The organism is Vibrio rumoiensis 1S-45, from assembly GCF_000286955.2.
GTDB classification, from domain to species: domain Bacteria; phylum Pseudomonadota; class Gammaproteobacteria; order Enterobacterales; family Vibrionaceae; genus Vibrio; species Vibrio rumoiensis_A.
Window position 1 is genome coordinate 1 of the sequence record NZ_AJYK02000055.1, and the last position, 22,591, is coordinate 22,591.

Genomic DNA, 22,591 nt, shown 5'->3' on the forward strand with positions numbered 1-22,591 from the left:
TAGGCTCATGTGCGGGGTGACGGTAAGGGCGCTAGCTCATTTATGCCCCATTGTCATTTTCTCTCATTAAATAGCTTGTCGTCCTGCTTCCAAGTTTCCCCCAATAAAATTCATGTGAGAGAAATATATGTGACTGCACAATTATTCATTAAAGGTGAGCAGTTAGAAATCGGTTGCCCGGAGATATGCTGAAGATGGTTTTGAGTCACTTTGGGACAAAAGCGCCTTAGAGCCAGTAGAAGTGGGCACTGGTGCGGTACAGCCCACTCCTGAGCGGATGTGTAATCGAGGGAATTAGTAATTTCTGGCTTTGGTTAGATGCCAACCGTTACCATGCCTGCACTTATAAACCTCTAACGCAATGCCTTGCTCTTCGTAAATAATACTTGCTCTAATTTTTGCTTCCTTGCTAGTTAAGTACGAATTTTTATACTCATTGGTAGCAGATGTACATTTGCTACACTTTTGACTAGGAGTCATTCTACATTTTGGCGATAAATGCCAGTAATTGCACCTTTGACATTCATACGGCGCTAACTCATTGTCATAAACATTCTTGGAGTATTCAGCTGCGCTTTGTGCTTCAAACTCCGTATAATAAAAGCTTAAAGGTTTGCCGGATACTTTCCCTAAGCACGTTTCACTTTTCATGCCAACACCTCACCACAAATGTTGGATGGTTTTCCAGCATAGTAACGAGACTTAAAACGATTACAATTGAAGTTTATTTGGTTTAATGCAGTCTCTACGCCCACATCAGTAATACGTTCACTGTAACTATAACCAGACATACCTTTAGAGTTTTGATAAAAACGTCCGTTTGGGTCAACCATCAAGTATGACTCAGTCATTGTATTGTTTGATTCAGCGGAGATTGGTAAGCCTTTGCCTGAATGTCGTTCAACAAAACTACTAAATTGTTCATCTGAAACTAGCAAGTCACTCTTACCAGTTGGCATGACTTGAAGAACTTTCCATTTATCTAGCGACATAGTGGAAATTAGCGGAGAGAAGTCTTCTTCCCAATTTAGAACATTTACAACAGTGTTTATTTTGGTCTTCAAGCCTTTTTGAGTGTGCGATAGATGTTGGATTGCGAGCTTAAGATCATCTATGTTAAATGAATTGCCTTTTCTATCAATACGACCTAACTCTCTTCTTACTAGATGTTGTTGACTATCGAAGCTGATACCAACCATATCTAAAGTGTTAGGAGGTAACTCAAAACGACTTCTTAGCAGGTAGCTGCCGTTAGTAATAATTGAAGTTTTGAATCCTTTTTGTTTTGCCAGCCCTAAGGCCGTAGAGAACGAGCTACCTAATAGCATTGGCTCACCACCAGCGAAATTTAAACGTACATCTTGGTAACCAAGAGTTCTTTTTATCTCTGGGTCACCATGAATGAAATAGCTAGCTAGCTTGTCGAGCAGTTTTTCAATTGCATCCAATGAACGATGCAGTTCATTGGGTTTTCCCCACTTAGCAAAGCAATAGGTACAGTTATAGTTGCACGCCTCTGTTATGTGCCAGTTGATTACGAGTTCATTTAACTGACTATGACTAGAGGCCGTTTCGTTCGTTGTGTTAGTAATAAGGTGGGTTTCTGTAGACATACGTATACTCCTTGACAGGCCTACTCTTGTAGGCCATAAAGTTTTTACATGGCGGACGGTAAGCGTCAGAGTAGGAGCATCAGGCTCCAGTACACCAAGATTGGATGAATGAATTAAATGTAGTTTATGGGGTGCGCATTAAGTTACGTCTCGTTTTGAGGGCGTCCTCATGGTTTATTACCATACCAAGTTTTTGTCGTTGGCAGATAAGTAGCCACCATTCAGCTGCAATAATGCCTCGCTTCAAATCAGGAATAGTAGAATTCTTTTTTGTTCTTCTGCGGACTGCTTTGTAACATTCACTTGCGATTGCTCGTACATCAGGATCAGGGTCTGACTGTTTGATGAAATACACTGCCTTATGAACTTTACCGTTAAGGTCAACCCCTAATTCAGTTAATGCCTTTAAGTACCCTTGTCGCCAAACTGAAGACTGCTCAACTATTTGTTCGGCTGTGTATTGTTTTTCTCTCGCTTTTTCACCTTTACGAAGGCGTAAACGGCTTAGGCAAAACTCTGCTAACTCATTAGTGCATGTAACATAAGGTCCCATCAAAGCTTTCAAACGGTTTTCAGCTGACTCGGTCAACTTAACATCTAGGTGTTTCTCAAACAGCCGAGTAGCTAGATCACATACAGGAATATACCATTGAGTTAAATTACTTTGGTTAAATGGACTTCCCAAAGAAATCGATTCATCAGTTAGCGGTAGAGTATAGGAGCGCATTAGTAACAATCGATGACGAAAGGATTTGTTAGGATGTAAACGATCAAGCCCTTCTAGTAGCTGTTTGAGCTGGTCATCATGCCTTTTCTGCTCTTCAGGCTGGCATGCTCCGGTCACTTCTTTTCTTAAAATCCCTATACTTTTATCGATGTATGGAAATAGGTTTTGCTCGTGTAAACAACGAGTGGCGGTGACCGTCCACTCAGGGATTAACGTTTTAGGAAAACCATTTGTTTCTGGAAGCTGATTAAACAGCCCACGCCACCATTCAAAACAGGCCCGGATAAATTCGGATGATTCTCCCCTTCTTGCAGGAAAAGTAGCAGATAAAACATGAAGTTGTTCGCGAGCTTCTAACGTATCTAAGTTTGCTAAGAAAAGATCTTTCCAAACACCAAAGAAAGTTTCGCATACCCATCTCTCAGAGCTTTTAGACAATTCTGGCAATATTTGTTTGCTGCTCAAAATATGGTCAAAATCTTGCTGGATTGACCATTGGATCCATGCTTCTAATTGTTTAGGAGTTAACTGAGAACATAAATCCTCAAGCTCTTTTTTTAGACGAATATCGAACTTATCGTGTTCGTATGTTCTCCAGTCAATATCAATCTGAATGTGACGGTAGATATCGCTAAAATATTGATCTATGTGGTTCGCCCACTCTTTAGCCTCTAGATCTCCAACACTGTCTACGTTGAAATTAAGAATTAGAACCTTCTCAAGATCTCGCTTTGTGTTGTTGAGCCAGTTAGTTACAGAGCTTTTGGCCTCTTCGTCATCAAAGTCTTTTTGCCAAACTAGTGACTCAAGTCTTTGCCAAGGGGAGTCCCAGAAAAATCTAGATGGGTTGAAAGAAATTCGTCCCATTTCAGCATCATATTTGAGCCATGCTCTTAAGAACTCTAGACCTAGTTGGATTGATTGAGCGTGTTCGCTAGGGGAGCTAGAATCATCGTTTGATGAAGCTAGCGATAGTAGTCCATTAACTAAGGCCGAGTCGTCTGAATGATTGTTTAAACAGTCAAACGTTGGCGCGATAAAGTAGAAGCAATCCCAAAGAATGTGCATTCTCTCATTTTCATTTAGAGAGCTAAATGCTTCATCATTAAAGAACTCTTTGGTGAGAAAAAACTCATCACCATAGTGATTTCGAACAAACCAAGCATATGAGTGAAGATGTCTTTCTATCCCCGCCTTATAGAAACCGTGAGGAGAGGTTGGAAAATATGTGCTTGCCACATCAGCCAAAAATTTAAAAAGCAATGACTCTCTATAAGAATCGTCATCACGAAATGGCTGTAACCGAAAGCGTATATTTACATTTTGGCAAAACGCAAGCGCTATGCATTTTTCTGGTTCAGAGTTCTGCTCGTTAGCAGTAGTCAACGCTTCTTCAAGACGGGAAGAACTGTAAAAAACATCAATCCAGTTTTCTGACAGGTGTTTAATCAATAACGTTCGGAAATTGTCTTTAACTTCAAATTCGTCAAGTGCTTGTACGAAACGTTCGACGGGATCTTTTTTTTCATCGAGGGAGCGATTGCCAAATGGCGCATCTATCCTGCACATAGTTTTCTCCAATAAAAATGGGAGTTAGGTTTCACATATAGAATTAACCGGAGCAGTGTCCGGATTTGCAGCTGAAACCTCCCGTGCAATAGAGGGGAGCGGAAAAGTGAGTAACGTACTCGATAGCCGACTGCAATTTAGTCCAATAGAAGGTAAGTTAATTCTGTCGCCTTGTCAACGGGTTAGTGATTTGATACGAAAAATGAGTACCCTTATCAGAGCTTAGTTTGACTGCGTAAAAAAATTATACCCAGAGACGTTTTACGGTACCGGTAAGCTAGGCTAAGTAGGAACACGCTCGCGTCAGGCCAATCACTTCTGTCACGAGCATGCCCCATTGTAATCTAGACCTTTTAGTCATTCACAACCCGTTCATGAGCTTTTCCCTTACTAGAAGTTATCCATTCTTCTAATGCTGTTCGTCGTGAATCCCCGTGTTATATCACGGGGTAAATTCGACCAACTCAACAGAGTGCGCTTAAATGGCTTCAATAATTATGAACTAAGTGATTTTTTTATGAAGTGGTTTTCGTTATCAGTTTCAAGAACGAATAAGCACTGAAAATACTTATTTTCTTCTATTTTATTTGGTTCACATATTTTTATTAAGTTAAGAGCAAGTATGCTATAGCGTTGATACCAGATAAAGTACTCTGTACAGACATGAGCTTCCTTCTCGTCTTCTGTTTCAATTATCTTATGATTCATCATATGGCTATACGTATAAGCACATTGGACAAGAACGTTTACACTCCCAAGAATGGAATGAGCAAGCTTCAGCATCTCTTGCTTTTCTTCGTTAGTAAGAACCCTAGTTGTATCTGCGTACTCTTGTAGTATTTCAACAATTTTTTTCCCTTTTAGCTCATTGTGAAAATGTTTATTGTTTACTTGAAGATTGATTTTTTCATCGAAAGCCTCTTTAAACCTTAAAAGTTTATCTTTATATGAGTCCACTTCAATTATAGCGACATTTTTTCTGTAATTTTTGCGTTCAATTTCTAATGTTTTATAAACAAACCATGCCGCTATTCCTGAAGCAACAAACGTAAGTGGCCCAATTATTACACCGCTAAAGAATGTTGAAAAATGTGCCCAAGGTTCAGGATCATTGCTTATAGGAAGTTTATAAAAGTTCATGGTGTATAACCCTAACCAAATCACAGCCCAAGATGTTACAACCCAGATTAAAGGTACTGTCTTATTTTTTTTCATTGATAATCACTTTTAATAGTCATAAGGACAAATTGTCAAACAGACACAAACCACCACCTCGATTGAGCATGGTGATTTCTATGAATTATATTGATTTAAGTTCTTTGACAATAATTCTTTATAGTCCTACCAAGAAAGAAATCAATGTAGGTTCAGCTAAATTTAATAATTACTTCGTCTAGATAAGATGCACCATTAACCATAATTAGACAAAGTGCGCACTGTACAAAGGCGTATTAATTGGCAAACTGCCTTATAAAAAGTTATTCATGAATCACTAATATTAGAATCCCTGAAACTCATTTATGTCCAGAAGCTTGCTAGAGACGAAGCAAATTAACTTTCCAGAACCGAGACTGACACCTTAAATCAAAGCAAATAAATATCCTCAAGAATACAAATGGTCACTGTCTTCACGACGGAACCTCATTCACCGATAACGTCAAAGTAGCCCAATATGTCTAAAGATTTTGATTTCACTACACAATACACTCTCGATAAACCTTTTTTTGAAGAGTGCTATGACCAAACAAGCCGTCCTTCTACGTTTCCTAGATCCTATTTAAAAGCCATGTTTTTTCTTATTTTTGGTGGCATCGTCGTTCAATTCAAACTATTACCTAGCAGTTATCTTGGGTGGTTTTTTATTGTGCTGAGTGTAGTTGAGGTGCTGAATGTATACTTTCACCGAGCTTGGTGGGTGTGGAGACAAACCTACAGTACTGGCTCTGGAAGTAAAGTGACGTTTCACGTAGACGATAGCGGTGTGCGTTATGAAAGCCCTGCTAATAGTCGTCGCATCGCTTGGGATAAAATCGATCAAGTCCAACAAGGCGATTTAGGGATTGTTTTTCATATGGGTAAACAGCGGCAATATGTCAGTCAATCTTGCTTAAATGATGAAGTGATCGCATTCATTGTCAAACAGCATCAGGCACCTGAAAAGTAGTTGTAGCGGCCAAGTAAAACTGGTCACCTTAGAGACTTCCCATACATTTTATTATCTGAAATGAGATTAAATAAGCCATGTTCCTAGCTCATTTTTGTCCAAAAATGAGTTAGATTTACTCCTAATACAAGAATGCCAGCATCAAGTGCTGGCATTCTTGTATATCAAGCTTTAAAAGTTTACTACACGAGCTTGTAGAAAGCGGGTGAGTAACCTTGCTTCATAGCGTCAGTCATCTTTAAAAGGCGTGGTAGGGCGTATTTGAAGAACATTTCATAGCCTTCACACAATACGTTGTGGTCTTGTTCTACTTTATTGGCATTTACAAATTTACCGACACGGTTTTTCGGACAGCCACCGTTGCATAATGCTAAGAAATCGCAGGTTTTACACTTATCGCTCAGCGTATCGAATTTATCTTGCCCAAATTTTCGTTGCTCTTGAGAGGACACCATTTGTGCCAGTTCCGTTGCGGTTTGTGTACCTTCATCGGTTTTAACTTGGCCAATTTTAAATTCATCGTAGCCAAAGTGGTCGCAGCTGAAGACGCGACCATCCGATTCCATCATTAACTGCTGGCCGCACGTTGGTGCGTGGTGACACATCTGGCTTGGGTAATCCATTAAAATCATTAAGCAGTTTTCAAAAAATTGCACATAGGTTTTGCCAATGTCTTCACACCATGCATCGAACACATCGCAAAGAAACACTCCCCATTGGCCACCGGTTAGTGTCCAGTCATAGTCAAAGCGGCGATCCATTTCATGATCGATACACGGTTGAAACTGCATGTAGCCACTACCGTTGTCTTTTAAGAATGAGTAGATCTCTTTTCCCATTTTGTAGCTTTTGTTGTTGATCACGGTAAGGGTGTTGAATTCGACATCAAACTTTTTTAAGTGCTCAAGGCCACGCATAGTACGTTCAAATGAAGAATGGCCTTTTTTATCTATGCGAGCAATGTCGTTAATGAGGTTAGGGCCATCAATACTGATCCCAACCATAAAATTTTCATCTTTAAAAAATTGCGCCCAACGGTCGTTAATCAAGGTGCCATTGGTTTGAATGGTATTCACAATTTGTTTTTTGGTTTGTGTGGCTTTTTGCGCCGTAACGACTTGTTCGTAAAACTCAAGTCCACGCATCATAGGTTCACCACCATGCCAGATGAAATCGACTTGTGGGCTTTTTTCTGGTTGAGAAAGGATATGATCTTTGACGACTTTTTCTGCCAATTCGACATCCATACCCGGTAAGTTCTTTTCTTCATTGCGTAAGTAATAGCAATAATGGCAATCAAGATTACATTTGGCACTTTCTGCCTTAATGAAGATGCTATACGGAATCGTTGGGGTTGATTGAGCGGTTGTCATTAATGCTTCCTATCCCATGATGTAACAATAATGGGTTGTTTTTATTATGAGTTCATTCACGTCATTATACGCGTATTGAGCCAAATTAAGGCGAGAAATTTCAAGTTTATACCCGGCTTGTTAATCACTTCACGTCAACTTTAATTAATTTGGATTGATAACAAAGTGAAAATAAAAATCCGAGTATAATCAACATACTCGGATTTTTCATTGCTAATAGAATTTCTTAGCCTTTAGATGACATACCAATACCGCCAGCGTCTTGTGCTGGTGGGAACGCTTTTAGCGATTTTTGATATTCCATCATTTGTTTTTGTAAAATTGGCACTACCCAAGAACGCTCTTTTACCCATAGGAACCAACCACGAGTATCCGGAGTACGCTCATAAGGATCGGCTTTTAGGTCGTAAAGCATGCCAACAGGCCATTCTTGAGGCTCTGCGAACCATTCACTCTTCGTACGAAGGTTCACTTTCCATTTACCTACACGGAACGCGTTTAAGCTCGTTTCGTTATAGTAAGGGAAGAATTGACGCTCGCTCTTGCCACCTTTAGTCAAAACATCTAATTGGTTGTAGCCATCTAGGTGAGATTTGAATTGCTCGCCATCAATGGTTGTTCCTTTTAGTAAACGTTCTTTAACTGTGGTATCACCCGCCGCTGCCATTAGGGTTGGTACCCAGTCTTCAGAGGTCATGAACTCACCCGTGTAAGATCCAGCAGGGATGTGTCCCGGCCAGCTTATAAGCATTGGTACGCGGAACCCACCATCCCAAGTTGTGCCTTTTTGGCCTCTAAATTGAGCGGTACCCGCCATTGGCCAATGGTCTAGGTTAATACCGTTATCGGCAGTAAACATGATGATGGTGTTTTTGGTTAAGCCTTGCTTATCCAGTTGGTCGAGTAATACACCGACTTGATCATCAAGCTCTTTTAGGGCATCAAAGTATTCTGTGTGACCACTTGCACCTAAGTATTCATCTTTAACATGAATTTGTTGGTGCATACGTGAAGGGTTAAGCCACATGAAGAACGGCTTGTCTGGTGATTTTTGTTTATGTTTAGTGATCCAATCACCAGCATAAGCAAAGAATTCATCATCGATGGTTTTCATGCGCTCAGAACCTAGAACGCCTTTATCTTCGATGGTTTGTTTACCAATTTTACCCCAACGCTTATCAACCGTTGGGTCATCTTTGTCGGTTGCAAAAGTATGGATTACATGACGTGGGTAACCTACAAAGTTTGGATCTTTTGGAAACTCAGGTTGCTCTGGCATTTCCATTACGTTTAAGTGGTATAGGAAACCGAAGAACTCGTCAAAACCGTGACGAGTTAGAAGGAATTCATTACGATCACCAATGTGAGATTTACCAACTGCGATGGTGTCATACCCTTTATCTTTTAGCATTTGCGCTAATGTTGGGGTTGAATCTTGAATACCGATGTGAGAACCCGGTTGACCTACAGTAGTCAAACCAGTACGAATAGGGTATTGACCCGTAATAAAGGCTGAACGACCAGCGGTTGAGCTGCCTTGAGCGTAATAGTCACTGACCATCATGCCGCTTTTTGCAATACGATCGATGTTAGGTGTTTCAATCGCACCTAGGCCACGGTGGTATGCCGATAAGTCAGCAGGGCTAACATCATCGAGCATGATGGTTAAAATATTTGGCTGCGATGGAGCAGCATGAGCACCAAATGATGCCACTGCCGCCACAGCGAGCGCTGATTTGGTAAAGGTTTTTACTTTCATGTTTACCTCGGTTAAGGGGTGTTGTGAATTATTGGGTAACAGGCTGAATCGCAGGTACCGTCCATTTCATATCGAGAACTTCTTTCGTCGGAATGTACATCCGCGTGATGACATAGAAACCATCTTTTGGTAATGGTACCCAATTAGATAATGTGTCATCCGTTGGTTTTTGATGAGAGAAGTGTAAATTAAAAGATCCATCTTTCGCTTTGGTGATCGGTGTTTGATCGTTAATGTTGAAGCGTTGGATTTCATTTTTTACTAATAATTTGGTTTTAGCGTCGTAAACCGTGACCGACCAAAACGCACCTACAGGCGGCTCTTTGTCAAAATGCATGGTGTAATCATTCTGACCTGACAATGGTTTGCCTTTAATATCGGTATAGGCAATGGGATACATCGCTTCTTTGGCGCCTTGCCCACCTAAGTAGGGGTGAGAAACTAAAGAGCGGAATGCATTATCATCGCCAAATGAATCTAATAGGAATGAGTAATACCAACCATCTTTTGCTGTAGTGGCACTCGGGTTCGCAGCTTGTACATTTACGATTTTTTGACCATCAACCACGGCTTGTGCCAATAGTTTTTGCTGAGCGGGTGATAATTGACTCTTATCAAAGCCATTTTCAGTAATACCAATTTTCTTAAATTGGCCAAACAAAGCTTGTTGACGTTCTGGAAGCGGGTTGGCTTTAAGGTATTCACCGAGCTGAACGTAGAAGTTCAGAGGATCTTTAGCATCGCCCGGTGCTTTTGGTAGTGGGTTTACTTTGGTTGCTTTACCGCCTTGGTATTCGCTTAACGAGGTTAAGGTGTACTTGTCTTGAATGGCATGAACAGTCGGGTAATCTTTTTCATTGAAAACTTGAGTACGTCCCCATAACCAAACTTTGGTTGTTGGTGATTCAACGACCTCAACATCACGAGGAGCAGTACCTTTCCAACCTGGAGGTACCATCATGAAATTACGAGCTAGAGTGCCAGTGGAGCGTGTGCCGACATATTGGAACAGGTTATGCCACATGTCGAACATATCGATAACGTAGTAGCGATCAGAAATTGCTGGGACTGATAAAATAACGGGGCCATTGCTTAAATCAACAATTGCGCTGGAATACAATGTGTCTCGGTTAGCCGTTGGCATATCACTATCGACATCGGTCGGTAGGCGGCGAGCATGACCAAAATTGTTCAATGCTGCTCGATAACTGGTATCTGATTGTTTTTGAGATAAGTCAGTATACAGGCGTGAGACATTTTCCATTCTCACTAATGTGGAGCCCCACAAGTAAGCATTAACGCCGAGTATATAACTTTCTTGTTCTAGAGGATTTTGTACATTCATGACAGGTTGAGCATTTGCTGTTACATCTGCGGCATGAGAAATATTTACAGTAAATAACGCCGAGCTGATTAACGCAGCACAAATGGTTTTGTTCCATGTCTTTTTCATTTTATATAACCTCTTGTTTAAAGTAATGAGTATAAACAACGTGACGCATTTGCTTCCATTTGAGAAAAGGACTTACTCATTCATTATTCATTAAAGAGTAATCTATCAATAAAAACTGTGAGCTTGGGTGAATAATTGAATATTGAAAAGATAGACTATAGTCTAGGAGTTACTTAACTTCTTGTTCTTAAAGTTAAAATATCTTTAAATAAGATCCAGATCACTTCGTTCTTTGAAGCATTGTTATCCTTGTAAATGTTGTGTGAGTAAACGTAGTTAACAGATGATATGAAGTATTCAAGGCATGAAAGTAAAAGCCGCCAACGATATATTTTCGAAGGCGGCTTTATTGATGGAAATGAGTCACTTGGACTAATGAGGTAATTGGGTTAACTGAGTATGATTAATAGTGTGCCTGCAAGGGTCATGAGTATATTAGCAATCGCATAAGTGCCGGCATACCCAAGCGCAGGAATGGTTGATTTAGCATAATCATTAACAATATCCATTGCTGGGGCACATGTACGAGCTCCAATAATGGCACCGAAGAGTAAAGCACGGTTCATTTTTAGAACATAAGCACCGAACAAATACGCGCATACCACAGGCACAACACTGATAATGAAACTGACACCGATGATTTTGGCACCAACTTGCCCGAGGTAGTCAAACATATTACTACCAGCACTCAGACCAATACCCACCATAAACACCATTAAGCCTAAGTCTTTCACCATATTTAACGCACCTTGAGGCACATAACCAAAAGTGGGGTGGTTTGCTCTTAAAAAGCCCAAGGTGATCCCAGCAATTAATAACCCTACCGCATTACCAAGGCCAAAAGTGACTTGGCCAAAGGTCATGGTGATTAAGCCGAATAATAAGCCAATGATAAAGAAACTACAGAAGGCTAATAAGTCGGCAATTTGGCTATGAATGGAGATGAAACCAATGCGTTCGGCAAGCCCTAATACACGGCTCTTTTCACCACTGACTTGTAGAATGTCACCTTTTGCGAGCACGATGTTTAAATCCATTGGCATTTCAATTTGAGCCCGAACCACGCGACTGAGGAAACAACCGTATTCAGCGATATTCAAATCCGATAACTTTTTACCCGCGATACTATCGCTTTTTACTACAATTTCTTCTTCTGCGATTCGTAAGTCTAATAGGTTACGGTCAAATACTTCTTTACCATTTCGGAAACTAGGATCAAGGCGTGCATGGCTGTCAGGGTAACCTACGAGCGCAATTTCATCGCCAAGTTGTAAAATCGCATCACCATCAGGGTGGGCTAAAATACCATTTCGGCGAATACGTTCAATGTAGCAACCGGTTTGACGATAAATACCGAGCTCTCTAAGGTTTTTACCATCGGCCCAATCGATCAGTTCTTGTCCGACGCGATACGCACGAATAATCGGTAAATAAACTTTTCTCTGTCCAGCGCCACCTAATCCACGCTCTTGTGCGATACGTTGTGCTGAGTCGCTTAGGTTTTCTTTTTGTAGTTTTGGAAGCAGTTTGGCAAACATGATCATACTGGTTAAGCCAATCAGATAAGAAAGTGCATAACCAACAGATAGGTTGTCTAAAATGGTTGCTAATTGCATGTCGTCAGGGATCGTACCTAAACCCGAATTTAATGCATCTTGCGCCCCTACTAATATTGGTGTGGAGGTCATGGAACCGGCCATAATACCGGAGGTTAGACCGAAATCTAATCCCAATAAATGTCCAAGACCATAGGTTAGACCAATGGCCGTGACTAACACGACAAGGCTTAAAAAGAAGTAGTGCTTACCATCTCGAAAGAAGATGCCAAAGAAATTGGGACCAGCTTCAATTCCAACGCAATAGATAAACAGCATGAACCCGATGGTGAGTGCTTCAGCATTAAAATCAAATCCTAAATGTCCCATCAATAGCGCGGTAAGCAGCACACCAATTGAATTGCCAAGTTGGAAATTGCCAAATCGAATTTTGCCAATGGATAACCCAATGGCAAGGACAACAAATAATAATAGTATAGGGTTTTGATTTAAGAGCGCAGCAACGTCTATATTCACGGTAATCTCAAGCGAAAGGGTATAACAAAAGAAACGGCTTTTTACACCAGTAAAGAATACTTAAAGTGTATCGGATAAATTGGGAATGAATAAGAGAAATTATGCTTTTTTAATATTAATTTTTTATATGTTAATTTTTGGTTATCAAATTTGAATTTAGGATCCATTTATTCAAGTAAACATTTGGAATTGGAAGTGAAAAATACAATTAAAAACAGCCCAAAGAAGGGCTGTTAGTCGTATTACCTTTTTGCGAGGATTAGATGTTATCAACACCCTCATGCAATTTATATATGCATATTAATCGTACAGACCTAAGTTTGCTTTTGAATAAGCTTCAAACTCTGTGAATCCACCGACATGGTCTTGGTCAACAAAGATTTGTGGAACCGTTTCAACAGGTTTACCAACGGTTTTTTCTAGATCTGCCTTGCTAATTCCTTCAGCGTGGATATCAACATAACGGTAGTTGAAATCATCACGTTGTTCTTTCAATTTATCGGCAAGATCTTTCGCACGAACACAAAATGGGCAACCAGGGCGACCAAAAATTACTACAAACATCGATTTTCTCCTTACTTTCATTATGCCGCTCACTATGCCTTAAGATATCGAGGATTTAAAGTTGATATCAGCATTTATTTCAATAGGTAATATCTATCAAGAGTTCAGTGATTAAAATTAAAACGGATTCACTTTGTCGTATCGGGAGTCTTTCAATACGTCTTTAACTCGTTTTAAGTTCTCTCTGAAGCCCGAGCCTCGGCGTAAGGTAAACCCAGTTGCAAGAACGTCAATTACGGTCATTTGGACAATGCGGCTCGCCATTGGCATATAAACATCGGTATCTTCTGGCACATCAAGGGTAATAGAGAGATCGCTTGCCGCTTCCAATGGTGAATCTTTGGCGGTAATGGCGATAACCGTGGCACCATTTTCTCGTGCTACATGGGCGATTTCTACTTGGCTTTTGGTGCGGCCAGTGTGTGAAATCAGTACCACCACATCGTTTTCAGTTGAATTAATACAGCTCATACGTTGCATAACAATATCATCAAAATTCATGATTGGGATTTTGAATCGAATGAACTTATTTTGCGCATCTTTAGCGACGGCTGATGATGCACCTAAGCCAAAAAATGAAATTCGCTTCGCTTGGGTGAGTAAATCGACAGCTCGGTTTATCTGGTAAGGATCAATGCTGTTTTTCGCCACATCTAAACACGCCATAGCGGATTCGAATATTTTGTAGGTATAGGCATCTGGCCCGTCGGATTCTTCAACATTACGATTAACGTATGGCGTACCGCTAGCAAGGCTTTGCGCTAGATGTAATTTAAAATCAGGGAAACCTTTGGTGTCTAAGCGACGGCAAAAGCGATTAACCGTTGGCTCGCTGACATTAGCAATTTTTGCGAGGGTGGCAATACTGGAATGAATCGCCGTTTGTGGCGCTTCAATAATAACTTCTGCGACTTTACGTTCTGATTTACTGAAAATATCGAGGTTTTTTTGGATCTTTTCTAATGTATTCATACTGCTCTCGGAAATGCTCACATTTAAGTCAAAGAATGAAGTTGCCAACGTAATCGTTAAAGTATAACCATGGATATGCTTGAAAGACGTATACAGTTATTTTTTTATTCTGAGAATATGACAAAGCTCAAAATTAATTACAGTTTTGGAAGTGTTTTGAAGTAAATAAGCGATAAAAAGCCCCATAACGATGAGTGCCATGTAGCTTTTAGAAATAAAATTTCAATTCAATGTTAATTCAGTACAAAAAAGAGCCTATATCAAGCTGATGTGATTTAACTTTGAAGGATTTTTTCAGTGAGCGCTTTTATTTTAGGGAGTAGCACAGGGCTAGATTGTGCTATGACTCTTTGTTCTTCAATTACTGAGTGAAGAATGTCTTTTCCGGTAAGTGGATTGGCAAGCACAACCCTAAAAACATTGGTCTCCATACGATCCCATTTTTTAGGTGTTAGGCGAGTTCGAGAAACAAAAGAGCGACCATTTTCACGCTGGCTCTTTTGAATAAAGGTGGTGAGCTCGTTGAGGTACTGATGTATCTCTGCTTTTTCTGTTGCTGAAGCAAGGGCTAAGGCTTGCTGAGTGCTTGCCGGAACATATCGGTAAGTGAGGATGCAGAGCTCTGGTTTAGAGATAAGTTCAAAATCAGGTTGTTGTTCAATGAGGTCGGCAAAATATTGTGCTTTTTCAATGCTCTGATCGATTAAGAGTTCATAACCTGGGCGGCTGATAATGTGCATACTGGAATAAACCAGCATGGCCATACCAGAACGAGAACCTTCAAGTGTATGCGCCCCTAAGTCTTTTGAGCCTTTACGTAAAATATATTCAGCATGGTGTTCAATCGATTTCATAGCGCTTGGATCTTTGAATAACACCATACCTGCGCCCATAGGAATATAAAGCTGCTTATGGGCATCGATAGTGACTGAATCGGCGCGTTCTATGCCTTTTAGTAAATGGCGATAATTATTCGACATTAGTGTTGCACCACCCCAAGCGGCATCAACATGGAAGTGGCATTGTTCACGCTCTGCAATATCGGCAATGCTATCGAGTGGATCAATGTTACCTGTTTCGGTTGTACCGGCGACACCAATAATGGCAAATGGCTTTATATTTTGAGCTTTAAGATCACGGATAGTTTGCTCGAGTGATGTCGGGCAAATACGGTTTTGGTCATCTGTTTTTACTGAAATTAAGCTGTGTTGACCAATACCCAATACATCGGCGGCTTTTTTTAATGAGTAATGACCACGTTCAGAAACCAAAATAGCCATTCCTTTATAGCCATAATGCATCATGGCATTGAATAATCCTTCTTTTTCGACGCCTTGAAATTGGCCATCTGCTTTTAAAGCATTATTACGTGCCACCCACAGCGCAGTAATATTGGCGATGGTTCCGCCTGAACAAAAAGCGCCTAAAGAATGCTCGGCACTGTGCATCCATTGTTGGTAAAAGGTGTCGTTTTCACCATAAATAAGCCGGTGAAGCATGCCTAATACTTGTCGCTCAAGAGGTGTGAAAGCTTTCGAGGTTTCTATTTTTACTAAGTTCTGATTAAGCGCAATCATGATCTTAGATAAAGGCATCAAAAAGTAAGGCAGTGCCGAGGTCATATGCCCGATGAAGCTTGGAGCGGAAGTATGAACCGAGTGGGAAACCACAGTATCTAAAAGGTGCTGGGTGTGTTCTGAGACAAAACTTGGAATTTCAGGAATGGCAGCATCGGAGAAATCTTTTTCGATCTCGGATAACGGCTTTTCTTCTGCAACGATGTGCTCTCTCAAAAATTCATTAAGATTTTGAGAAAGTTTTTGCTCGATATTTCCTAAAGTGGAGTCGGGAGCTTCAGGTACTGTAAAGATACGCAGTAAGCTCTCAAAATTGACATCTACAATTTTGTCATCAGATCCCATAAAACGGCTTTCTTCTTTGGTATTTTAATTATATTCAAATTTGAGCGAGATAATTTATATGAAATTATAGGTAAAGTCTCGCTCAATATTGAAGGTAGAAAGGTGGTAGATTACTTACATTCTATAGCGCTTGCTTTGCCGACGGCGTTGTTATATTTATCGAGAGCCGGCTTAATGTTACTTGGGTGACTTAATAAATCTGCGAAAGCTGAGCGTAGTTCGTAGTTTTTTTCGTTAGGTGGAGCCTGACGATCATTGAAGGTTGTCTTCGCTATTTTGCCTAACTCATCATCACGTTGTGATAATACTTTAATATCCGATTGTTCCAATTTTAACCATGACTCAACAGACTCATCAGTTGCGACTTTCGATGGATCTTTAACTAAGTAATAATCTACCGCGGCACGATTGAGTTCAAAGTGGTGAGTGCGTCCGGCTAAAAACCAATCACCGACTTCTTTTAAGTCTGGATGCGTTTCGGTCGTAATCGAAACAAGATCTTGGTACCACGTTAAAGAGGCATCAATATAAGCATCATATTTTTGGATTAAGCATTGAGTATCGGTGCTATTTGCTGCGAATACAGAGCCACTTGACATGGAAAGTAAAAGGGCAATGGCGAATTTTTTCATTGTCAGTCCTTGAATAGAGGCTAATTAAGCCGAAGCATTGTAAACCCGTAAACGAGATAAGTCAGTGATTCTATCAATAAAAGCGAGCCTTTGTGATCACCCTTACGCTTCGTAACAGTACTTATACCCAAGTAACCTTAGATATAACATGATCTTAACTGCCTAAAGAAACAAAGAACAGCATTAAAACAGGCACTAATATACTCAGGATGAAGCCACTAACAATGGCAATCGGCACACATTTAACACCACCTGTGCTTTGAATCACTGGAAGGGTGAAGTCCATTGCGGTTGCACCGGCATACCCAATAGAAGTACATGGGTAGCGGCGTATTAACATTGGAATGGCCACCAAAGCGACTAGTTCACGTAATAACTCCAGCATAAATGAAGCACCGCCATAGATCGGGCCATAAGCGTCACCCATTAAAATTCCAGCTAATGAATACCACCCGAAACCTGAGGACATAGCTAAAGCGTTCGTCAGTGGGATATCTAGAATATACGCAGCCAGTATTCCGCCACACCAAGAAGTAAGAATAATCACTAACGCAATCATCATTCCGCGTTTATTGAGAATGATTTGTCGTAATGTTAAGCCGCTATTGCGCAGTTGGATCCCAATAAAGAAAAGCAACAACAGAAGAATGGCTTCACTGGATTCATTAATACCCGGTAACTGGAATGGCAATAAAAGCCCTATTAATAAGCCAGCGCCGACCACAATGATTAATTTCGCGGATTCAAGCGCCATCATATAAATAGGAAGCGAGATACCTTTTGCTGTTGATTCGACTGGAAAGTACTTATCGATAAATGGCAGCGCGGCGAGGTTACAAAGTCCAATAGTGATAAAGAAGGTTGACGTGTAAAGAAGAATAGTTTGAAGGTTGCTGCTTAGATTATCTAAAGCGGACAAACTCAACCCCATTAAAAACAAGATGACATAAATAAGATAGGACACCGTTTTATTAATACGGCTTAACCAAACGTCATTATGTAAGGCGATAAAATAACCGATGATCAAAGGTAAGAAGATCATAAATACGCCTGAATACATAAACACCTCAACGTTTGTGGGAAGAATAGGGATATATTGATTAAGTCTGTCTATATCCAATAACCCTAACGTAAAGGCCGTAGGGAACAGTACTGACTATCTTAATGATAAAAATGAATAAAAATAGTAATATTGTTATTTATTTACGAGGTGAATTAATTTGCACTAAAAATTGAAACGTTTCATATCAACAAGGTTGATTATTTTTAGTTCGAATTAATCTTTATTATTTAAGTGTACTAGTGGATAAAATTGCGATCGGAATCTCATTTCACGGCAATTTTTACCCTTGTGATGTGAGCTGCGCACTTACTTAATTTTCATCATGAAGTATCATTTCTAATTGAAGTCAGTCATAAAAATTCTAATTAATATAACTTGTTTTTAGAGTGGCTCTCATTACTTAACAAATATTTAGTTACAAGGAAGTTTACAGTTAAAAAGTCAGTTATTGACGCTTGTGTCTTGATCGGGGGGTTAAACATAAGTATGGAGGTTACAAAATGGGCAGTAATATGGAAAGGTCATTTTTTGAGTATGTGACCAAGTTTGGCTCGTTTCAAAAGCGTTCGATGTTTGGTGGTATTGGATTATTCAGTGAAGATGCGATGTACGCTCTGATTTCTAATGGCATAATCTTTATTCGTGGTGGTGGTAGTCTTGATGAAGCCCTCGAAGCAAAAGGATGCAAAAGATACAAACATGTGAAAAAACAAACCGTAGCAACAGTAAATTACTTTGATATTACAAAGCTATATACCGAAGGTGATGCACTGTTAGATGACATCATTAAAGACTCTATTGAATTCTCTAAAAAGGAAAGAGCATTTCAAAAGTCGGAAGATAGTCGTAGATTGCGTGATTTACCTAATATGCAATTGACCTTAGAACGCATGGTTAAAAAAGCCGGTGTACCTGATGTGACAACCTTTCTACAAATGGGGCCTGAAGACGTCTTTAAACGTGTGAAAGATGCTTATGGCGGTGATGTTGATATCCGTTTATTGTGGAAATTTGCAGGTGCAGCAGATGGGTGCCATTGGAAGCTTATTCAAGAGCCGAGAAGGCAGCAACTTTTATCCAATGTTCATCATTAATTTCTGATGTATCTACAAAAAACCTCGCACTTTAAAAATGCGAGGTTTTTTATTAGGTTGAAGAAAAATATTGCGCTTAGAAATTAAAGCGCGTGGTGATCATGAGTTGATCGCCGTAAATGTAATTAAGTTTTCCTTCAAGACCAATCGAGAACAATTCTGTTGCATGGAAACGACCCGAAATGGTGCCGTACACATCATCAGTATCAGCATCATTGTTAATTTTGTAATAACCTAGTTTACCTGCAACCTCAAATTGAGGGCCAAGCCATTGTCTAACACCAATATTTACTTCCATACCAGCATCGTTATCGAATTTTTTGGTATCGTCATCAACCATTTTAAATAGCATTTCACCGGTAATGTCTGCCCAATTATTCACCGGAGCATGAAACCCCAAACCTGCGGAAAGGTCGTAATCGTTGTCGAATTCTGAATCAAGAGACAAAATAGCGTGTGCATTTGGATGAATAGATTTACTGACACCAGCACCAAAAGTCATTGGGCTTAATCCAATACGAGCATCCACGTAATCGTAATTGAAGTTGCTCATGTTCGCTGAGCTTGCGCTATCACTTGCAGCAAAAACAGAACTTGAAGCAAGTAAACATCCAGTAAAAATAAATAACTTACGCATGAAAGAAAACCCTTTTCTTAAAACAATATAGGTAGTTAAGTAAAGAAATACGACTAAGAAATAAGCATAAAATGTTAAGACGATCCGTTCTTTACTTGTATGGCACAATTTTGGCAGAAGCTTACCAAGATGTATACATCAGTCACTTTAAAATGCCGTTTTGGCGAGTATTTAATACCCAAGTGGCTTGGAATATAAACTAACAAACTTTACTAAAGAGTGGAACGTTCTGGAGTAATCCTTACATTATGATTACCTAAATTTGGAAAGAAAATGTTTCAATGGCATACACCCAAGTGGGTCTTGCATCTTGGAGTAACCTTGTGACGAAACTGTCTTACTATGTAGGCGAACTTTACATCATTCTCACAGATGTAACTCTTTGTCATGACAAGTGAATTCAAATTACGATAAACTGAGTTTATTTTACCGGAAAGGAACAACATGAATAATTTGAAAAAGTATGCAGCAATTGGTGGGGCAGTTGCCATTGTTGCATGTTGGCCGTTAGCGATTGGTCAATTTGCTCAATCGACGATTACAGATGCAATACAAAAGCTGGATCAAAAAGAAGTTAAAGTAGAGATTGTGAAATACGATCGTGGTTATTTGACTGCAACGGCACAAACACAAGTCACCGTTGTTGATCCAGCGTTAAAGCAACAACTTGAACTGAATGGTCTTCCTACGAGCTTTATACTGGATCATCAAATTAATCATGGTTTGTTCAGCGTTTCTTCTGATACAAGACTGGATGACTATAAAGCCTTACCAGCTACCGTTCATTCTGTGACTTATATTAATGGCTCATCGTCCGTTGAAATGAAAAGCGAAAAGATGGAATTTAATTTCGCAAACGACTTGAATTCTAAATTGGAATTATCTCCAGGTAGTATGACAGCAGATATTAGTCGTGATGGTCACGTTAAATTCGCTTATCAATTAGAAAGCTTTAATGGACATTTTTCTAATGGTGAATCCTTGTTACTAAAAAGCATTAGTGGTTCTGGTGATGGTAAAAAAGTGAATGGCTTTTGGTTGGGTAAGCAAGAGGCAGCCTTAGGTGAAGTAAACATGTTGACCCCAACCGGAGAAAGTATGGTGAATGTTCACCAGTTCAATTACCAGTTCAACACAGAAGAAAAAGCAGAACAGAAAACCTTCAGTAGTCATCATAAAATATCGGTAGACAGTATTGATGTTGAAGATGACACCTTAACTGACCTAGGCCTTGAAGTGTCGTTTAATGATATCGACATGCCAGCCTTCTCAGCGTTATTGGATGTGTATCAAACACATGGTCAAGATTTAACCAATGACAATGTTAAATCGATAATGGGGCAAGTTGATACTTTGTTCGAGAAAGGCTTTAGTGTCGCAGTCAATAAAATCAAAGCGACCATACGTAAAGGTCACTTTGATGGAGATTTAACGCTGAACTTCCCTGCGGGTAAAAAAAATGTGACTCAAAACCCAATGACGATCCCAGCATCATTGACTGGTGGCACCAATGCTTTTATTTCGAATGAAATGGTGACGGAGTTTCCTTTCATTCAATCTGGATTAGACGGTTTAATTCAGCAAGGTGTGATGACGCATAAAACAGATGGTTATCATATTAACGGTGAAGTGAAAGACGGTAATGTCGAGTTTAAGAGTGGTAAAAAAATGCCGCTCTTTGTCTTGCTCGCACCATTGTTTATGTAAACTTTCGCTTGTCAGGACATTAAAGAGGCCAACTTGGCCTCTTTTTTATTGCTTCCTATAAAAAGGTGTTTTGAAGGCGACAAAAAAAGTGGTATTACTGTAGGTAATTTTTACATTTAAACCATTCATCGTATGTAGCAGGAGCAATATTTATCATGGAACCTATCTATAACTTCAGTGCGGGCCCCGCAAGTCTTCCAAAGGCAGTGATGCAACAAGCTCAACAAGAGTTTATTAATTGGAATGGGCTTGGCACTTCCGTTATGGAAATCAGTCACCGCAGTAAACCTTTTTTAAAGGTTGCTGAGGAAGCAGAACAAGATCTGCGTGACTTATTGTCTATCCCAAGTAATTACAAAGTTCTTTTTTGCCAAGGTGGAGCACGTGCTCAATTTGCCGCTGTACCAATGAACTTATTAGGTAATGCAAAGACAGCTGATTATATTGATGGTGGTTATTGGGCGGCGAGCGCTGTTGAAGAAGCACAAAAATACTGTGAGCCGAATGTGATCAATGCATCGACCATCATTGATGGTAAAACAGCGATTATCCCAGCTTCAGATTGGGTTTTATCAAAAGGTGCGGCTTATGTTCATTTCTGCCCAAATGAAACTATTGACGGCATTGAAATTAATGATTTGCCAATAACGGATAAACCGATTGTGGCGGATATGTCGTCAACGATTTTATCTCGTGAAATTGATGTGTCAAAGTATGGTGTTATTTACGCTGGTGCACAAAAGAATATTGGCCCAGCAGGGTTATGTATTGTGATTGTACGTGATGACTTGCTTGAATTGGCTCACTCAGCATTGCCAAGTATTTTGAATTACAAAGTGTTGTTCGAAAAAGAATCAATGTACAACACGCCACCAACATACGCATGGTATTTATCGGGCTTAGTTTTTAAATGGTTGAAGTCGAATGGCGGTGTTGCTGCGATGGAAAAAATCAATCGTGAAAAAGCGGCAACTTTGTATCAATACATTGATGAGTCTGAATTTTATCGTAACAATGTACATGCCAATAACCGTTCATTAATGAACGTACCATTCCAATTAGCTAAACCTGAATTGGATGCTTTATTCTTGGAGCAAGCGGAAGCTCGTGGCCTACAAGCATTAAAAGGCCATCGTGCAGTGGGTGGAATGAGAGCCTCTATTTATAACGCGATGCCGCTAGAAGGGGTACAAGCTCTGGTTGATTTTATGAAAGAGTTTGAGCAAAACAACGCGTAAGTTAGCAAAACAACTTATTAAACCTAAGGCTA

General features: G+C 39.9%; 18 protein-coding genes. 4 read left to right on the top strand and 14 right to left on the bottom strand.

Annotated features, from left to right (window positions below):
* Window positions 1-294: 294 nt before the first annotated feature.
* From A1QC_RS06955 to A1QC_RS06970, 4 genes are all read right to left on the bottom strand, one after another.
* Window positions 295-651: a hypothetical protein gene (locus A1QC_RS06955; RefSeq protein WP_017024105.1), complete on the bottom strand. Its 357-nt coding sequence runs from the start codon at window positions 649-651 to the stop codon at window positions 295-297.
* A complete protein-coding gene (locus A1QC_RS06960) occupies window positions 648-1,613 on the bottom strand; it encodes a viperin family antiviral radical SAM protein (RefSeq protein WP_017024106.1) in 966 nt (321 codons plus the stop codon). The genes A1QC_RS06955 and A1QC_RS06960 overlap by 4 nt, the downstream gene beginning before the upstream one ends.
* 124 nt (window positions 1,614-1,737) lie before the next feature.
* A complete protein-coding gene (locus tag A1QC_RS06965; RefSeq protein WP_017024107.1) occupies window positions 1,738-3,909 on the bottom strand; it encodes a hypothetical protein in 2,172 nt (723 codons plus the stop codon).
* A 495-nt stretch (window positions 3,910-4,404) separates the two neighbouring features.
* Window positions 4,405-5,124, bottom strand: a complete 720-nt coding sequence (locus tag A1QC_RS06970; protein ID WP_017024108.1) for a hypothetical protein — start codon at window positions 5,122-5,124, stop codon at window positions 4,405-4,407.
* 457 nt (window positions 5,125-5,581) lie between these two features.
* Here A1QC_RS06970 and A1QC_RS06975 point away from each other — a divergent pair, with 457 nt between their 5' ends.
* The gene (locus A1QC_RS06975) at window positions 5,582-6,073 is read left to right on the top strand and encodes a YcxB family protein (protein ID WP_017024109.1); all 492 of its coding nucleotides are present in this window, start codon (window positions 5,582-5,584) and stop codon (window positions 6,071-6,073) included.
* A gap of 182 nt (window positions 6,074-6,255) precedes the next feature.
* Here the strand turns inward: A1QC_RS06975 and A1QC_RS06980 are convergent, their stop codons facing one another.
* The 9 genes from A1QC_RS06980 to A1QC_RS07020 all read right to left on the bottom strand — a co-directional run bounded on the left by A1QC_RS06980 (window position 6,256) and on the right by A1QC_RS07020 (window position 17,880).
* A complete protein-coding gene (locus A1QC_RS06980; RefSeq protein ID WP_017024110.1) occupies window positions 6,256-7,446 on the bottom strand; it encodes an anaerobic sulfatase maturase in 1,191 nt (396 codons plus the stop codon).
* Window positions 7,447-7,672: 226 nt separating this feature from the next.
* Window positions 7,673-9,205 (bottom strand): sulfatase-like hydrolase/transferase, encoded by a 1,533-nt coding sequence (locus tag A1QC_RS06985; protein ID WP_017024111.1) that lies wholly within the window; start codon window positions 9,203-9,205, stop codon window positions 7,673-7,675.
* A gap of 28 nt (window positions 9,206-9,233) precedes the next feature.
* Entirely contained in the window at window positions 9,234-10,658 is a 1,425-nt protein-coding gene (locus tag A1QC_RS06990; protein ID WP_017024112.1) for a DUF1254 domain-containing protein, read from the bottom strand.
* A 389-nt stretch (window positions 10,659-11,047) separates the two neighbouring features.
* Window positions 11,048-12,730, bottom strand: coding sequence for an aspartate:alanine antiporter (locus tag A1QC_RS06995; RefSeq protein ID WP_017024113.1), 1,683 nt, complete (start codon window positions 12,728-12,730; stop codon window positions 11,048-11,050).
* Between the two features lie 300 nt (window positions 12,731-13,030).
* Window positions 13,031-13,294 (bottom strand): GrxA family glutaredoxin, encoded by a 264-nt coding sequence (locus A1QC_RS07000; protein ID WP_017024114.1) that lies wholly within the window; start codon window positions 13,292-13,294, stop codon window positions 13,031-13,033.
* A gap of 117 nt (window positions 13,295-13,411) precedes the next feature.
* Window positions 13,412-14,266 carry a MurR/RpiR family transcriptional regulator gene (locus tag A1QC_RS07005; RefSeq protein WP_017024115.1) on the bottom strand — a complete coding sequence of 285 codons (855 nt, stop codon included), beginning with the start codon at window positions 14,264-14,266 and terminating at the stop codon, window positions 13,412-13,414.
* A 275-nt stretch (window positions 14,267-14,541) separates the two neighbouring features.
* Entirely contained in the window at window positions 14,542-16,188 is a 1,647-nt protein-coding gene (panP, locus tag A1QC_RS07010) for a pyridoxal-dependent aspartate 1-decarboxylase PanP (RefSeq protein WP_017024116.1), read from the bottom strand.
* 110 nt (window positions 16,189-16,298) lie between these two features.
* The gene (locus A1QC_RS07015) at window positions 16,299-16,820 is read right to left on the bottom strand and encodes a hypothetical protein (RefSeq protein WP_017024117.1); all 522 of its coding nucleotides are present in this window, start codon (window positions 16,818-16,820) and stop codon (window positions 16,299-16,301) included.
* A gap of 154 nt (window positions 16,821-16,974) precedes the next feature.
* Window positions 16,975-17,880 carry a lysine exporter LysO family protein gene (locus A1QC_RS07020; protein ID WP_026025698.1) on the bottom strand — a complete coding sequence of 302 codons (906 nt, stop codon included), beginning with the start codon at window positions 17,878-17,880 and terminating at the stop codon, window positions 16,975-16,977.
* Window positions 17,881-18,395: 515 nt separating this feature from the next.
* Between A1QC_RS07020 and A1QC_RS07025 the strand changes: the two genes are divergently transcribed.
* Window positions 18,396-18,977, top strand: coding sequence for a TfoX/Sxy family DNA transformation protein (locus A1QC_RS07025; protein ID WP_039836182.1), 582 nt, complete (start codon window positions 18,396-18,398; stop codon window positions 18,975-18,977).
* A gap of 76 nt (window positions 18,978-19,053) precedes the next feature.
* On the opposite strand, the gene A1QC_RS07030 is transcribed toward A1QC_RS07025, so the two are convergent.
* Window positions 19,054-19,614, bottom strand: coding sequence for a hypothetical protein (locus tag A1QC_RS07030; protein WP_017024120.1), 561 nt, complete (start codon window positions 19,612-19,614; stop codon window positions 19,054-19,056).
* A 444-nt stretch (window positions 19,615-20,058) separates the two neighbouring features.
* On the opposite strand from A1QC_RS07030, the gene A1QC_RS07035 reads away from it, so the two are divergent.
* Window positions 20,059-21,321, top strand: coding sequence for a DUF945 family protein (locus A1QC_RS07035; protein ID WP_017024121.1), 1,263 nt, complete (start codon window positions 20,059-20,061; stop codon window positions 21,319-21,321).
* Window positions 21,322-21,476: 155 nt separating this feature from the next.
* Complete coding sequence (serC, locus tag A1QC_RS07040) at window positions 21,477-22,559, top strand: 3-phosphoserine/phosphohydroxythreonine transaminase (RefSeq protein WP_017024122.1); 1,083 nt, start codon at window positions 21,477-21,479, stop codon at window positions 22,557-22,559.
* Window positions 22,560-22,591 lie beyond the last annotated feature (32 nt).

What these genes read in the sequence shown, in the direction of transcription:
- A1QC_RS06965 (WP_017024107.1), bottom strand. Translation starts at nt 3,909, where the DNA reads ATGTGCAGGATAGATGCGCCATTTGGCAATCGCTCCCTCGATGAAAAA.
- panP (WP_017024116.1), bottom strand. Translation starts at nt 16,188, where the DNA reads ATGGGATCTGATGACAAAATTGTAGATGTCAATTTTGAGAGCTTACTG.
- A1QC_RS06990 (WP_017024112.1), bottom strand. Translation starts at nt 10,658, where the DNA reads ATGAAAAAGACATGGAACAAAACCATTTGTGCTGCGTTAATCAGCTCG.
- A1QC_RS06955 (WP_017024105.1), bottom strand. Translation starts at nt 651, where the DNA reads ATGAAAAGTGAAACGTGCTTAGGGAAAGTATCCGGCAAACCTTTAAGC.
- serC (WP_017024122.1), top strand. Translation starts at nt 21,477, where the DNA reads ATGGAACCTATCTATAACTTCAGTGCGGGCCCCGCAAGTCTTCCAAAG.
- A1QC_RS07005 (WP_017024115.1), bottom strand. Translation starts at nt 14,266, where the DNA reads ATGAATACATTAGAAAAGATCCAAAAAAACCTCGATATTTTCAGTAAA.
- A1QC_RS06975 (WP_017024109.1), top strand. Translation starts at nt 5,582, where the DNA reads ATGTCTAAAGATTTTGATTTCACTACACAATACACTCTCGATAAACCT.
- A1QC_RS06985 (WP_017024111.1), bottom strand. Translation starts at nt 9,205, where the DNA reads ATGAAAGTAAAAACCTTTACCAAATCAGCGCTCGCTGTGGCGGCAGTG.
- A1QC_RS07025 (WP_039836182.1), top strand. Translation starts at nt 18,396, where the DNA reads ATGGAAAGGTCATTTTTTGAGTATGTGACCAAGTTTGGCTCGTTTCAA.
- A1QC_RS07015 (WP_017024117.1), bottom strand. Translation starts at nt 16,820, where the DNA reads ATGAAAAAATTCGCCATTGCCCTTTTACTTTCCATGTCAAGTGGCTCT.
- A1QC_RS07035 (WP_017024121.1), top strand. Translation starts at nt 20,059, where the DNA reads ATGAATAATTTGAAAAAGTATGCAGCAATTGGTGGGGCAGTTGCCATT.
- A1QC_RS07000 (WP_017024114.1), bottom strand. Translation starts at nt 13,294, where the DNA reads ATGTTTGTAGTAATTTTTGGTCGCCCTGGTTGCCCATTTTGTGTTCGT.
- A1QC_RS06980 (WP_017024110.1), bottom strand. Translation starts at nt 7,446, where the DNA reads ATGACAACCGCTCAATCAACCCCAACGATTCCGTATAGCATCTTCATT.
- A1QC_RS06960 (WP_017024106.1), bottom strand. Translation starts at nt 1,613, where the DNA reads ATGTCTACAGAAACCCACCTTATTACTAACACAACGAACGAAACGGCC.
- A1QC_RS07030 (WP_017024120.1), bottom strand. Translation starts at nt 19,614, where the DNA reads ATGCGTAAGTTATTTATTTTTACTGGATGTTTACTTGCTTCAAGTTCT.
- A1QC_RS06970 (WP_017024108.1), bottom strand. Translation starts at nt 5,124, where the DNA reads ATGAAAAAAAATAAGACAGTACCTTTAATCTGGGTTGTAACATCTTGG.
- A1QC_RS07020 (WP_026025698.1), bottom strand. Translation starts at nt 17,880, where the DNA reads ATGTATTCAGGCGTATTTATGATCTTCTTACCTTTGATCATCGGTTAT.